This window comes from Leifsonia sp. CL147 (assembly GCF_900114565.1).
Classification (GTDB): Bacteria; Actinomycetota; Actinomycetes; order Actinomycetales; family Microbacteriaceae; genus Leifsonia.
In genome coordinates, this window is the sequence record NZ_FOTM01000010.1 from 15,118 (window position 1) to 28,209 (window position 13,092).

The window sequence follows — 13,092 nt, forward strand, 5'->3', positions numbered from 1 at the left end:
CGGCCGATCTCCTGTAGGCTGGCGGGACTCCGATCGGACGACGCCGTCGCGCATCGGAACGAATGAATCCGCGGCGACGCCGCGAAAGGACCGATATCTCCCCCTCCGCACGGCAGCTACCGCCGTTCAGCTCCCCGACGAGGGCGACCGCGACCCCCTCCTCGGCAATCCGCCGCGACCGGCAACTGCCGTCGCAGCCCACACACGTCCGCGCCATCGGTGCGGCTGAACGGGGCCGCTCGAGCGGTCCCGTATACGAATAAGAAGGAAAGAAAAACGATGGCTACAGGCACCGTCAAATGGTTCAACACGGAAAAGGGCTACGGATTCATCGCGCCCGATGACGGCACCGCCGACGTGTTCGCCCACTACAGCGAGATCCAGTCAGAGGGCGGCTTCCGCAACCTGACGGAGAACCAGAAGGTCGAGTACGAGGTGACGCGCGGCCCGAAGGGCCTGCAGGCGTCGGACATCCGCCCGGCCTGATCCCCATCGGTGCGGGACCGGCTTCCGGCCCCGCACCGATCCCTCCCTCCTGGCGGCACACGATTCCGTGCTCCTGCCCAGGAACGACGCATATGCTTCGAGAATCTCGGGCATCTGCCTACTACCTCGGCTGGGAAGTCGTCTGACACAGCGGAGGCCTACCGTGACCACAGCCGTTCTCGGTCCGATCCGGACCACCAAGGCGCGGTCCGCCCGCCCGCCGATCACCAGCAGCTACAGCGATCTGCTTGCTCAGGTGCGTGACGAGGGTCTCCTCGAACGCCGGCGCGGTTTCTACATCCTGACGTTCGCCGTCGTCGCCCTGGCACTGGCCGGCGCTGTCGCCGGTCTGGTCCTGCTCGGCGACTCCTGGTTCACCCTCCTGATCGCCGGAGCGCTCGGCGTCATCTTCACACAGTTCGCCTTCCTCGCGCATGAGGCATCGCACCGTCAGGTCTTCGCCTCCGGCCCCGCCAACGATCGGGCGGGCCGTTTTCTCGCGACCTGGCTCGTCGGGATGAGCTACCAGTGGTGGATGACGAAGCACACCCGTCATCACGCCAACCCGAACACGATCGGCAAAGACCCGGACATCGCCCGCGACACGATCTCGTTCACCGAGGCGGACGCGGCACGGGCGACCGGATTCCAGCGTGCGCTCACCCGCCGCCAGGGCTACCTGTTCTTCCCGCTCCTGCTCCTGGAAGGCGTCAACCTCCACGTGACGTCCGTGCGGTCCCTTCTCGGCAAGACGCCGATTCCCGGCCGCGCGAGGGAACTCACGGCCATCTTCGTCCGGTTCGCGATCTACGTCAGCGCTGTCTTCCTGCTGCTGCCGGTGGGCGTCGCGTTCGCGTTCCTCGGCGTGCAGCTCGCCGTCTTCGGCCTCTACATGGGCGCCTCGTTCGCGCCGAACCACAAGGGTATGCCGCAGCTGCCCGAGGGCTCGCGCGTCAACTTCCTCGACAAGCAGGTCCTCACCTCCCGCAACATCGCCGGTGGCTGGCGGATGAACATGTTCATGGGCGGCCTCAACCACCAGATCGAGCACCACCTCTTCCCGAGCATGCCGCGGCCGCACCTCGCACGCGCCCGGCAGCTGACCATGGCGCACTGCGCCGGGCTCGGCATCCCGTACACCGAGACCACCCTGGTGAAGTCGTATGCGATCGTCATCCGGTACCTCAACGAGGTCGGGCTGAGCGCCCGCGACCCGTTCGACTGTCCGGCCGCCGACGCTTACCGGCGGCGATGACCGGGCAGCTCTGAGACACGTCTGCGGCGTAGTCCTGCGGCAAACATCCTCGCGAGGCGTACGGTGAAGCCGGGAGGTGCTCGATGGGCTACATGATGTACGACAGCAGCACGCAGATCTCGTTCGAGGATCGCGTTCTCGCGCATCTGGAAGTCGTGATCGTGTCCAAGCTCCGGCGCAAGGAGTCCTTCGCACTGAGCTGGCGGGAGACGCCCGAGAACGGCGACGGGCGCACTACGGTGTGGATCGATCCCTCCATCCCGCTCCGCTTCCGGTTCAGCGGTTCCCGGCCGCCGGCGCTGGACCGGGACTGGATCGAGCGGCTCGCCGTGGCGGCCGCCAGCTCGACCGGTCTGATCGCCGTCGACGAGCTCGGCCAGCCGGTGACCGGCACCACGCACGAACGCGGGGTCTAGCTGTAGTTCCCGCCTGCGTGCCCGAAGCGACATTCGTGACGAATCGTCGCGTCGGCGGCGTGGGAGTGCACATTCGTGACGAATCGTCGCTTCGGCGGCGTGGGAGTGCACATTCGTGACGAATCGTCGCTTCGGCGGCGTGGGAGTGCACATTCGTGACGAATCTCGCGCCCTGTGGAGGCGGCAGATCCGCGTCGAGGGTCAGCCCGCGAGCTGCGTCAGGGCGTGGCGGGCCAGCGACGCCATGCGGGCGTTGTCGTCCGAGGCGGTCGCCAGGGCAGAGGCCGTGACGACGGCCCAGCCGCGGGCCCGGCGCCAGGTCGCAGCGTCGGGCGGGGCAGGCAGCGCGCGGCGGAAGCGCTCGCGGGCATCCCCCTCGAAGGTCAACCACGCGGTCGCGAGGTCGGTCGCCGGGTCGCCGGAGGTCACATCCCCGAAGTCGAGCACCGCCGCCAGCCCGCCCTCCGGAGTGAGCAGCAGGTTCCCGGGATGCAGGTCGCCGTGCAGGAGCAGCGGCGCGCCGTCCCAGGGTGGCGCGTCGAGGGCCTCGCGCCACGCCTGCTCGAGGCCGGCCACCTCCATCCGTCCGGACAGCGACCGGAGCCGCTCGCGGACCACCTCGTGCCGGGATGCCAGCGGAACCCCGCGGACGGGGTTGCGCGGAGCATCGGGCGCCGGAACCGCGAGCTCTCCGACGAAGTCCGCCAGCGGCTCGGCGATGCCCGCACGGCCCGCCCCGTCCACCGAGGCTCCGTCGACGCCCTCGAACCACTCGACGACGCTCCACGGCCAGGGGAACGCGGCGGACGGCACCCCGGCCCGGAGCGGGACGGGGACGGCGACGTGCACCCGCGCGGCGATCGCGGGAAGCATCCGCTGTTCGTGCTCGATGAGGTGGGCGGCCACCTCCCGGCGCGGGATGCGCACCGCGAGGTCCTCGCCGAGGCGGTACAGCTGGTTGTCCCAGCCGTCCGAGACCAACCGCAGTCGGCCCGCGAGGTCGGGATGCTGCTCGGCGAGCAGGCGGGACACGAGGGCAGCGTCGCTGCGGATATCCGCTCGGGGCGTGTCGCTCACCGCTCGACGGTATCAGGAACGGCACGCCGACTATCAGAATCGTGCGCTCTGCGCATCCACACCGCAGGATCGTTGCGTCGCGCGCGAAACGGATGCGGGATCTTTGTGACAGCATGGCCGACGGAGGATTCATGACCAGCACGCCAGCCCAGCCGCACGACCGGATGCACGCCGTGACGCCGGAGACCCGCGAACTCGTCGACCTGGTGCTCGACTATTCGCGCCGCCGCATTCTCAGCGAGGACACGCCGCTGGACAAGCCACTGCCCGAGTTCGAGCTCCGCCGCCTCGCCGGGCAGACCGTCTCAGAGTCCGGAATGGGCGCGGAGCGGGCGCTCGCCCTGTTCGAGCACGTCCTCGCACCCGCCTGCATCACGACCGACCACCCGCGGTACCTGTCGTTCATCCCCACCGCGCCGACGAAGGCGGCCACCGCCTTCGACCTGGTCGTGTCGGCCAGCGCTGTGTACGGCGGGTCCTGGCTGGAGGGCTCCGGCGCCGTCTATGCCGAGAACCAGGTGCTCTCCTGGCTGGCCGCCGAGTTCGGGCTGCCGCCCACCGCGGGCGGGGTGTTCGTGCAGGGCGGGACGCTCGGCAACCTCTCCGCCCTCGTCGCCGCGCGCGATGTCGCCCGGACGGAGCACGGAAACCCCAGCGGGCGCTGGGTGATCGTCTGCAGCGCCGAGGCGCACTCCTCGATCTCGTCCGCTGCCCGGGTGATGGATGTGGATGTGGTGGCGGTCTCCCCGGGCGAGTCGGGCGTGCTGACCGGGGATGCCGTGCGCCCGGCCCTGCAGGAGTACGGGGATGCGGTCCTCGCGGTCGTCGCGACCGGCGGCTCCACCAACTTCGGCATCGTCGACGATATCGCCTCGATCGCCGCACTCAAGTCCGAGTTCTCCTTCTGGCTGCACATCGACGGCGCGTACGGGCTGGCCGGGATGCTGTCGCCTCTCGCACGCCGGCGCTTCGCCGGCGTCGAGCACGCCGACTCGGTCATCGTCGATCCGCACAAGTGGCTGTTCGCGCCGTTCGACGCCTGCGCCCTGATCTACCGTGACCCGGAGGCCGGCCGCCGTGCCCACACGCAGCATGCCGAGTACCTCGACACGCTCACGGACACGACCGAGTGGAGCCCGTCCGACTACGCGGCGCATCTGACGCGCCGTGCGCGGGGGCTGCCGTTCTGGTTCTCGCTGGCGTCGCACGGCGCGGCCGCCTATCGCGACGCGATCACCGCATCCATCCGGCTCGCCGCGCAGATCGCCGACGAGCTCGAGCGGCGCGACGGGTTCCGCCTGGTGCGGCGCCCGCAGCTCTCGGTCGTGGTGTTCGAGCGGGAGGGGTGGGCGAAGGAGGACTACGCGGTGTGGTCCGCGCGGCTGCTGGAGGAGCAGCGCGCGTTCGTTACCCCGAGCTCGCATGCGGGCCGCCCGAACTCGCGCTTCGCCATCTTGAACCCGCTGACGACCTTCGACGACCTGGTAGGCATCCTCGACACGATGGAGTGAGCGGCGCGGTCGCGAGCGCCGGCCGGACCCGGACATGCGGAAGACCCTGTGCCGTCCGGGGCACAGGGTCTTCCGGGTCCGTGGAGGGGAGAGGTGTCAGACGATGTCGTCCGACTCGCCCGACCGGCGCGTCACCCGGTCGCCCGTCGCAGGGTCGACCGCTGTGCGCGTCGTGGCGATGGAGGTGCGACGCCGCGTGATCAGGATGATCCCGACGATGATGCCGATGACGCCGGCGACCATCAGGATGTACCCCACGAGGTGGAGGTCGATCCAGCTCACCTGGACGTTCAGGGCGAACGCGAGGATCGCGCCGACGACGACGAGGAAGATTCCGGCGCCGAGACTCATGGGATGCCTCCTATACCCGTCGGCTCCCGGTGAGCAGCCGCACCAGCCAGACGATCACAGCCAGGACGAGCAGGATGATCCCCACCCACAGGAGGAAGTTCAACGACTGCACGAAGCCCCCGGTGAGCAGCAGGATGATCGCGATGATGGCGATGATGATGAGCAGGATGTTCATGGAGAAGTGTCCTTTCTCTGACGACTCCACGTAACAACTGCTTCAATTGCCTAGGAATCCCCTTGACTTCGGGTTCGTTTCGGCCTAACCGCGCGCTCGCTGGCGATCCGGTCGACGGTCTGGCGCATCTTCGCCAGAAAGCGCGTGACCGTCTCGGCCTCGTCCGGGCTGAGCTCTGCGGTGGCCGCGGCGATCTGCTCCTGGGCGGCCTGCAGCAGCGGCCCGGTGTCCCCGAGGGAGTCGCGGGTGGGGACGAGCTCGACGGAGCGCTTGTCGACGCGGCTCGGCCGGCGCTCGACGAATCCGCCGCGCACCAGCCGGTCGACGAGCAGGGTCGTGGACGCGCTGGAGATCCCGAGGTAGGCGCTCAGGTCCTTCGCGAAGGTCGGCCGGCCGGCGGCCGTGTTGTCCAGGATCAGGCGGAGCGCGAGGAGGTCGTTGTCCCCGATGCCCATGGCGGCCCCGGTGCGCCGGCGCATCGCCGCCTCGGCCGCACGATAGACCTGAAGCGCCTCGAGGACGGCCGTATCCGGCCGGGGCGCCGGGTCCGGCTCAGGCACCTCCGGTTCGTGCTTCACCCTTCCCAGTCATGCCCTCCTCGCGCGCGTGCGCAACGGGGGTGGACCTGACTGTCGGTGGATTCACGGAGACGCGATGCGCGCGTATGCTCGCGCGGTGGACGATCGAGTGCTGCTGGACCGGTACGAGTTGACGGGGCGGCTCGGGCACGGCGGCATGGCGTCCGTGTACCGCGCGACGGACCTCCTGCTGGACCGCGAGGTCGCGGTGAAGCTGTTCGATCGCGGAACGGCGGTGGAGGATGCCCGGCGGCGCGGCGAGGCGACTGCGCTCGCACGATTGAGCCACCCGCACCTCGTCGCGCTCCATGACGCGCACCTGGCCGCTGACGGCGACGAGACGCCGAGCTTCCTGGTGATGGAGCTGGTGGACGGCGAGGACCTGCGCACCCGCCTCGAGCGCGGCCCCCTTCCGGCGGACGAGGCGGTGGAGGTCGCCGTCGGGATCGCGGAGGCGCTCGTCGTCGTCCACGGCGCCGGGATGGTGCACCGCGACCTCAAGCCGGGCAACATCCTCCTCGCCGGTCCGAGCGTGCCGGGGGGCCGACCGGTCGTGAAGCTCGCCGATTTCGGCATCGCGCATCTGCTGGGTTCCGACCGGATCACCACGATCGGCACCGTGATCGGCACGGCCGGCTACCTCAGTCCCGAGCAGTTCCTGGGCGGTGAGCCCGGGCCGTCGGTCGACATCTATGCGCTCGGCCTCGTCGTGCTGGAGGCGCTCACGGGCGTTCGCGAGTATCCCGGCACCCCGCTGGAGGCCGTGGCGGCGCGTGCGGATCACGACCCCCGCATCCCCTCGTCCCTCCCGGAGGACTGGCGCGGACTCCTCGGAGCGATGACCGCGCGCGACCCCGCCCGGCGGCCCACCGCGATGGAGGTCGCGGTGATGGCACGGGAGCTCGCTCCGCAGCTCGACGGCTGGATGCCGGAGCCGGGTGCGGGGGAGGTGCTGCCGGGTGCGGCCGCTCCCGCACTCCAGTCGGCGGGGAATGCCGGGGATGCCGAGCCGGCCGGAGCTACCGGGACCACCCGGGTCCTGCCGGCCTCGCACGCGCAACGCCGCCGCCGCGGCTTCCTCACGGCCGGCGCCGTCGCGGGCTCCCTTCTCGTGATCGCGTCCGCGCTCGCCCTGGGCAGCCTCATGGCGCCCGCCGACCAGAAGCCCGAGACCGTGCCGACGACTCCGAGGCCGACGCCGAGCGTGGTGGCTCCGCCGGCCACGGTCGCACCGCCCGCCACGACGCCCGCCCCGGGCCAGGGCACGTCGGGGACCCAGACGAATCCGGCGAACGGCCCCGCGCAGCAGGGCCCGGCCGGCGGCGGCGGCCCCGGCAAGGGCCCCGGCAAGAACAACGGCGGCGGCAAAGGCCATGGCTGACCGCTTCCGCGGTCCGTACTCCGCCGGTACTGTCGTGAGGTGCCAGCCGAGCCCCAGCATCCCGAACCCCGGACAGCCGCCATCGTCGTCAACCCGGTCAAGGTGGATGCGCCCGCCCTCCGCACGGCGCTGGCCGCCGCCGAGCAGCGTTACGGGTGGGGGGAGACGCTGTGGCTGGAGACGACGGAGGACGACCCGGGCACCGGACAGGCGATGGAGGCACTCGACCGCGGTGTGGATGTGGTGATCGCTGCGGGAGGCGACGGAACCGTGCGGACCGTGGCTGAGACGCTGCAGGGGACCGGGGTCCCGCTGGCCCTGCTTCCCTCCGGCACGGGCAACCTGCTGGCGCGCAACCTCGACCTGACTCTGGACGACGTGGAGAACGCCCTCGAGTCGGCGCTCGACGGCGACGACCGCGCCATCGACGTCGGCGTCGTGGAGCTGCGCGACGGCAGCGGACCCACCCGGCGGCACGCGTACCTGGTGATGGCGGGCGTGGGGATCGATGCCCGCATGATCGCCGCCACCGACGAAGACCTGAAGGAGCGTCACGGCTGGCTCGCCTATGTGAAAGCGATCGGCACCGTGCTCCGCGACAAGAACCAGCTGCGGGTCCGCTACCAGCTCGACGAGAAAGGCACGCATTCGGCACGCGCGCACAGCGTCCTGATCGGCAACTGCGGTTCGCTGCCGGCCAACATCCTGCTCCTGCCGGAAGCGGCGGTGGACGACGGGGAGCTGGACATCGTCGTGCTGCGGCCCGAGGGGTTCCTCGGCTGGCTGCAGATCGTGGTCAAGATCTTCTGGGAGAACGGCGTGCTCCGCCGCACCTCCGTCGGCCGCCGCCTGATGGGCGCCGACAAGGAGGTGCGGGCGATGAACTACCTGAAGGGCAGCCGGTTCGTGATGCGGCTGAGCCGGCCCCAGGAGGTGGAGCTGGACGGCGACCTGTTCGGCCGCGCGTCCGCACTCCGGACCTGGGTCGAGGCCGGCGGGCTCACGGTGAAGGTGCCGCGCCCGGTGGAGCTGTAGGACTCAGCCCCGGGCGAGCAGCTCCAGTGTGTCGACCACGCGATTGGAGAAACCCCACTCGTTGTCATACCAGGCGACGACCTTGACGTGCCGCCCATCCACTCGCGTGAGGGCTGCGTCGAAGATCGAGGACGCCGGCTGGCCGGTGATGTCGCTGGAGACCAGCGGCTCGTCGGCGAAGTCGAGGATGCCGCGCAGCGGGCCGTCGGCGGCGGACCGGTACGCGGCGAGCACCTCGTCGCGGGTCACCTCGCGCTCGACGGTCGTGTTCAGCTCCACGATCGAGCCGACCGGGACGGGGACGCGGATGGAGTCGCCGGAGAGCTTGCCGTCGAGCTGCGGGAGCACCAGGCCGATCGCCTTCGCGGCGCCGGTCGTGGTCGGGACGATGTTCACGGCGGCGGCCCGCGCGCGGCGCAGGTCGCGGTGCGGGCCGTCCTGGAGGTTCTGCTCCTGCGTGTAGGCGTGGACCGTCGTCATGAAGCCGTGCTCGATGCCGGCCAGGTCGTCCAGCACCGCGGCCAGCGGCGCGAGCGCGTTCGTCGTGCAGGAGGCGTTCGAGACGATGACATGCGTCGCGGGGTCGAAGGCGTCGGTGTTCACGCCGTAGGCGAGAGTGACGTCCGCGCCGTCGGCCGGGGCGCTGACGAGCACCCGCTTGGCGCCTGCGGTGAGGTGGGCGCGCGCGGCGTCCGCCGAGGTGAAGCGGCCCGTCGACTCGAGCACGACATCCACGCCGAGCTCCTTCCACGGCAGGTCGGCGGGCTCGCGCTCGGCCAGCACGCGGATGCGGCGGCCGTCGACGACGAGGGTGTCGCCGTCGACCTCGACGCTGCGGCCCAGACGGCCGAGGGAGCTGTCGTACTTCAGCAGGTGGGCGAGCGTGGCCGGTGCCGTCAGGTCGTTGAGGGCGACGACCTCGAGCTCGGAGTCGCGCTCCAGGAGGGCGCGGAGGGTGTTGCGGCCGATCCGGCCGAATCCGTTGATGGCGATGCGGGTCATGGGGGTCCTTTCGTGTGCCGCATCCATCGTCCGGTGTCGGCGCCCCGGCCGAAAGTGGCGTCATCGACAGCTAGCGCAAGCATCGCGCCACGCGTGACGCCCGCGCGGCGCCCGCGCGACGCCCGCGCGCCGCCGGTCTCGTCAGCCGGAGAACGTGTGCCGGTACTCCGTGGGCGAGGTGCCGAGGATGCGCTGGAAGTGCAGCCGCAGGTTCGCCGAGGTGCCGAGGCCGGCACTGGCGGCGATCTGCTCGACGCCGAGGTCCGTCCGTTCGAGCAGCTCGCGGGCGAGGTCGACCCGCGCCCGGAGCACCCACTGCATGGGCGTGTAGCCGGTGTCCTCGACGAAGCGTCGCGAGAACGTGCGCGCGGAGACTTTGGCGTTCCGTGCGAGCTCCACCAGGGTCAGCGGCTCGGCCAGGTGCGCCAGCGCCCACTCCCGCGTCTCCGCGAACAGGTCGCCGAGCGGCTCCGGGACGCTGCGGGGGACGTACTGCGCCTGCCCGCCGCTGCGGTACGGGGCCGCGACCAGCCGCCGTGCGACATGGTTGGAAAGCGCGACGCCGTGGTCGCGCCGGATCAGGTGCAGGCACAGGTCGATTCCGGAGGCGGCGCCGGCGGAGGTCAGGATGTCGCCCTCGTCCACGAACAGTACGTTCTCGTCCACCCGGATCAGTGGATGCCGCTGAGCGAGCGCGCGCGTGTAGTGCCAGTGCGTCGTGGCGCGCTTGCGGTCGAGCAGCCCGGTGGCGGCGAGCGCGAAGGCCCCGGTCGAGATCGCGGCCAGCCGGGCGCCGCGGTCGTGCGCGGCCAGGAGGGCGGAGACGACGGAATCCGGCGGATCCGCCGTGGCGGGGTTGCGGTAGCCGGGCACGAACACGGTGCCGGCCTGCTCCAGGGCCTCGAGCCCTTCCGCCACGTGATACGAGAGCCCGTCGCCGCCGGTGACCGGCCCCGGCGCCGCACCGCAGACGCGGACGTCGTAGGGCATGCTCGGCCGGCGCGAGAACACCTGGGCCGGGATGCCGACGTCGAGCGGCTTTGCGCCGTCGAGCACGAGCACCGCGACGACGTGGTCGGAGGCCGTGCCGTCACCCGAAACGCCGGCTGTCATCTCGGTGCGGCGATCGGGTCAGTCGGTGCCGGAGTCGAAGGCCGCGCCCTCGGAGCTGAGGTCGATATCGCGGGAGAGCGCCTCGTCGACCGCCTCGACGCCTTCGAGGATGGAGCGTGCGCTCCCCTCCTCCAACTCGCCGACGAGGGCGCCGGTCGGGCCGCCGATGAGGCCGGCCGCGGCGTACTGCTCCAGGCGGGAGCGGGAGTCGGCGATGTCGAGGTTGCGCATCGTCAGCTGACCGATGCGGTCGCCCGGGCCGAACGCGGAGTTGCCCACGCGCTCCATCGACAGCTTCTCCGGGTGGTAGCTGAGAGCCGGGCCCGTCGTATCGAGGATGGTGTAGTCGTCGCCACGGCGCAGGCGCACGGTGACCTCGCCCGTGATCGCCGAGCCGACCCACCGCTGCAGCGACTCGCGCAGCATCAGCGACTGCGGGTCGAGCCAGCGGCCCTCGTACATGAGGCGTCCGAGACGGCGGCCCTCGTTGTGATAATTGGCGACCGTGTCCTCGTTGTGGATGGCGTTCAGGAGGCGCTCGTAGCCGATGTGCAGGAGCGCCATGCCGGGGGCTTCGTAGATGCCGCGGCTCTTCGCCTCGATGATGCGGTTCTCGATCTGGTCGGAGGCGCCCAGCCCGTGCCGGCCGCCGATCGCGTTGGCCTCGAGCACCAGCGCCACCGGGTCGTCGAACTCGACGCCGTTGATGGCGACCGGGCGTCCGCCCTCGAACCGGACGGAGACCGTCTCGGGCGTGACCTCGACGTCGTCGCGCCAGGCGGCGACGCCCATGATCGGGTCGACGATCTCGAGTCCGGCATCCAGCTCCTCCAGGCGCTTGGCCTCGTGGGTGGCGCCCCAGATGTTGGCGTCGGTGGAGTACGCCTTCTCGCTCGGATCGCGGTACGGGAAGCCGCGCGCGACCAGCCACTCGCTCATCTCGGTCCGGCCGCCAAGCTCCTCCACGAACGCGGAGTCGAGCCACGGCTTGTAGATCCGCAGCCGCGGGTTGGCGATCAGGCCGTAGCGGTAGAACCGCTCGATGTCGTTGCCCTTGTACGTGGAGCCGTCGCCCCAGATCTCGACGCCGTCGTCCATCATCGCGCGCACCAGCATGATGCCGGTCACGGCGCGGCCGAGCGGCGTCGTATTGAAGTACGTCTTGCCGGCCGAGCGGATGTGGAACGCGCCGCATTGCAGCGCGATCAGGCCCTCCTCGACGAGGGCGCGCTTCGCATCGACCAGACGGGCGATGTCGGCGCCGTACTCGACGGCACGCCCCGGGACCTCGTCGATGTTCGGCTCGTCGTACTGCCCGATGTCCGCGGTGTAGGTGCAGGGGATGGCACCCTTCTCACGCATCCAGGCGACCGCGCAGGAGGTGTCGAGGCCTCCCGAGAACGCGATGCCGACTCGCTCACCGACGGGCAGACTGCTCAAGACCTTGGACACGGCATCCAGCTTACCGGCGCGCTCCGTGGTCGCGTGCGAGCCCCGGGTGCACCCCGGGCCGGTAGCCGCCGCGCTCCACCATCCGGGAGAGGATGGCCAGCAGGGTGGCGCGGTCGTCCGCATCCAGGTTCCGGAGCATGGCCTCCTCCTGCTCGTCGGCGAGGCGGGTCGCGGCGGCCACCACATCCCGGGCCGCCGGCGTCAAGTGGATGGCGTAGGCGCGTCGATCCTTCGGGTGCCGGCGGCGCTCGACCAGGCCGCTCTTCTCGAGGTCGTCGATGAGCCCCACCATGGAGTTGCGGTGCAGGCCCAGCGCAGTGGCGAGCTCCTGCTGTGTCCGCCCTTCCTGCCGGGCGACGTTCATGAGGATGCCGTACCGGTTCGGCGTCAGCCCCAGCGGCGCGAGCGCGGCGGTGAACGCCTGCGCGCTCTGCAATCCCAGCTGCGACACGAGGAAGCTGACGCGGGATTCCAGGCCGGGCGACTCCGAGTTCATCCGGATATCGTACCAAGATGGGATTGCACGCGACTGTGACTATCACTTACAATGACGATATGAAGCTCACCATCTTCGGAGCGAACGGCCAGACCGGCCGGCTCCTCACCCGCCTCGCCCTCGACCGCGGTCACACTGTGACCGCGGTGGTCCGCCGGCCCTCCGCCGACGTGGACTCCCGCGCCCGCACCCGGGTCGTTCCCAGCCTCGACGACACGGCGGAGGTGCGCTCGGCCGTTGCCGGGGCCGATGCAGTGTTCTCCGCCATCGGTCCGCGCAAGCGCGCGGACGCCCCGGTCGCGGCCCCGGCCGCCCGGGCCATCCTGGCCGGGATGGGCGATACGCCTCAGCGCTTCGTCGTCATCAGTGCGGCGCCGGTCGCTCCGCCGTCCGCCGACGACAGCTTCATCAGCCGGCGCATCGCGTTGCCGCTGATCGGCACGCTGCTGCGTCCCGTGTACGACGACCTGCGCGAGATGGAGCGCGCGCTCGCCGAGTCCCCGGCCCTCTGGACGGCGTTCCGCCCGCCCATGCTCACGTCGGGCCCGGCGAAGGGGAAGTACCTCACCCGCGTCGGAGGCAGCGTTCCGCGCCACTTCACCGTCTCGCGCGCCGACCTCGCCGACGCGATGCTGGCCAGCCTCGGCCGCCCCGAAACGGAGCGCGCTCCCGTCGGCGTAGCCGGCTGACCCGCCCGCCCCCTGCCGCACCCCCACCGTCGAGTACACGAAGACTGCACGCGACACGCCGAGCGAGCGTGCAAT

The 13,092-nt window shown here is 70.8% G+C and carries 15 protein-coding genes; 7 read left to right on the plus strand and 8 right to left on the minus strand.

Features of this window, described 5'->3' with window-relative positions:
- Positions 1–279: 279 nt before the first annotated feature.
- The 3 genes from BM287_RS10105 to BM287_RS10115 all read left to right on the plus strand — a co-directional run bounded on the left by BM287_RS10105 (position 280) and on the right by BM287_RS10115 (position 2,157).
- Complete coding sequence (locus BM287_RS10105; RefSeq protein WP_090038990.1) at positions 280–486, plus strand: cold-shock protein; 207 nt, start codon at positions 280–282, stop codon at positions 484–486.
- Positions 487–649: 163 nt separating this feature from the next.
- A complete protein-coding gene (locus BM287_RS10110; protein WP_090038994.1) occupies positions 650–1,741 on the plus strand; it encodes a fatty acid desaturase family protein in 1,092 nt (363 codons plus the stop codon).
- Between the two features lie 83 nt (positions 1,742–1,824).
- Positions 1,825–2,157, plus strand: a complete 333-nt coding sequence (locus BM287_RS10115) for a DUF7882 family protein (RefSeq protein WP_090038996.1) — start codon at positions 1,825–1,827, stop codon at positions 2,155–2,157.
- Between the two features lie 201 nt (positions 2,158–2,358).
- On the opposite strand, the gene BM287_RS10120 is transcribed toward BM287_RS10115, so the two are convergent.
- The gene (locus BM287_RS10120; RefSeq protein ID WP_090038999.1) at positions 2,359–3,234 is read right to left on the minus strand and encodes an aminoglycoside phosphotransferase family protein; all 876 of its coding nucleotides are present in this window, start codon (positions 3,232–3,234) and stop codon (positions 2,359–2,361) included.
- Between the two features lie 113 nt (positions 3,235–3,347).
- On the opposite strand from BM287_RS10120, the gene BM287_RS10125 reads away from it, so the two are divergent.
- On the plus strand, positions 3,348–4,745 hold the full coding sequence (locus tag BM287_RS10125) for a pyridoxal phosphate-dependent decarboxylase family protein (RefSeq protein ID WP_090039002.1): 1,398 nt from the start codon (positions 3,348–3,350) through the stop codon (positions 4,743–4,745).
- A 96-nt stretch (positions 4,746–4,841) separates the two neighbouring features.
- On the opposite strand, the gene BM287_RS10130 is transcribed toward BM287_RS10125, so the two are convergent.
- The 3 genes from BM287_RS10130 to BM287_RS10135 are packed head-to-tail and all read right to left on the minus strand — an operon-like array spanning position 4,842 to position 5,849.
- Positions 4,842–5,096, minus strand: a complete 255-nt coding sequence (locus BM287_RS10130; RefSeq protein ID WP_090039006.1) for a DUF6458 family protein — start codon at positions 5,094–5,096, stop codon at positions 4,842–4,844.
- 10 nt (positions 5,097–5,106) lie between these two features.
- Positions 5,107–5,271 (minus strand): hypothetical protein, encoded by a 165-nt coding sequence (locus tag BM287_RS17840; protein WP_167552371.1) that lies wholly within the window; start codon positions 5,269–5,271, stop codon positions 5,107–5,109.
- Between the two features lie 50 nt (positions 5,272–5,321).
- Positions 5,322–5,849 carry a MarR family winged helix-turn-helix transcriptional regulator gene (locus BM287_RS10135; RefSeq protein ID WP_244528149.1) on the minus strand — a complete coding sequence of 176 codons (528 nt, stop codon included), beginning with the start codon at positions 5,847–5,849 and terminating at the stop codon, positions 5,322–5,324.
- 97 nt (positions 5,850–5,946) lie between these two features.
- On the opposite strand from BM287_RS10135, the gene BM287_RS10140 reads away from it, so the two are divergent.
- A complete protein-coding gene (locus BM287_RS10140) occupies positions 5,947–7,230 on the plus strand; it encodes a serine/threonine-protein kinase (protein WP_244528150.1) in 1,284 nt (427 codons plus the stop codon).
- Positions 7,231–7,269: 39 nt separating this feature from the next.
- Positions 7,270–8,265, plus strand: a complete 996-nt coding sequence (locus tag BM287_RS10145; protein WP_170857510.1) for a diacylglycerol/lipid kinase family protein — start codon at positions 7,270–7,272, stop codon at positions 8,263–8,265.
- Between the two features lie 3 nt (positions 8,266–8,268).
- On the opposite strand, the gene gap is transcribed toward BM287_RS10145, so the two are convergent.
- The 4 genes from gap to BM287_RS10165 all read right to left on the minus strand — a co-directional run bounded on the left by gap (position 8,269) and on the right by BM287_RS10165 (position 12,328).
- Positions 8,269–9,267, minus strand: a complete 999-nt coding sequence (gap, locus tag BM287_RS10150) for a type I glyceraldehyde-3-phosphate dehydrogenase (RefSeq protein ID WP_090039009.1) — start codon at positions 9,265–9,267, stop codon at positions 8,269–8,271.
- Positions 9,268–9,408: 141 nt separating this feature from the next.
- Positions 9,409–10,380, minus strand: coding sequence for a GlxA family transcriptional regulator (locus BM287_RS10155; RefSeq protein ID WP_090039011.1), 972 nt, complete (start codon positions 10,378–10,380; stop codon positions 9,409–9,411).
- A gap of 18 nt (positions 10,381–10,398) precedes the next feature.
- On the minus strand, positions 10,399–11,832 hold the full coding sequence (argG, locus tag BM287_RS10160; protein WP_090039014.1) for an argininosuccinate synthase: 1,434 nt from the start codon (positions 11,830–11,832) through the stop codon (positions 10,399–10,401).
- A 10-nt stretch (positions 11,833–11,842) separates the two neighbouring features.
- Positions 11,843–12,328: a MarR family winged helix-turn-helix transcriptional regulator gene (locus BM287_RS10165; protein ID WP_090039017.1), complete on the minus strand. Its 486-nt coding sequence runs from the start codon at positions 12,326–12,328 to the stop codon at positions 11,843–11,845.
- Between the two features lie 59 nt (positions 12,329–12,387).
- Here BM287_RS10165 and BM287_RS10170 point away from each other — a divergent pair, with 59 nt between their 5' ends.
- Positions 12,388–13,017, plus strand: coding sequence for an NAD(P)-dependent oxidoreductase (locus BM287_RS10170; RefSeq protein WP_090039020.1), 630 nt, complete (start codon positions 12,388–12,390; stop codon positions 13,015–13,017).
- The last annotated feature ends 75 nt before the right edge of the window (positions 13,018–13,092 follow it).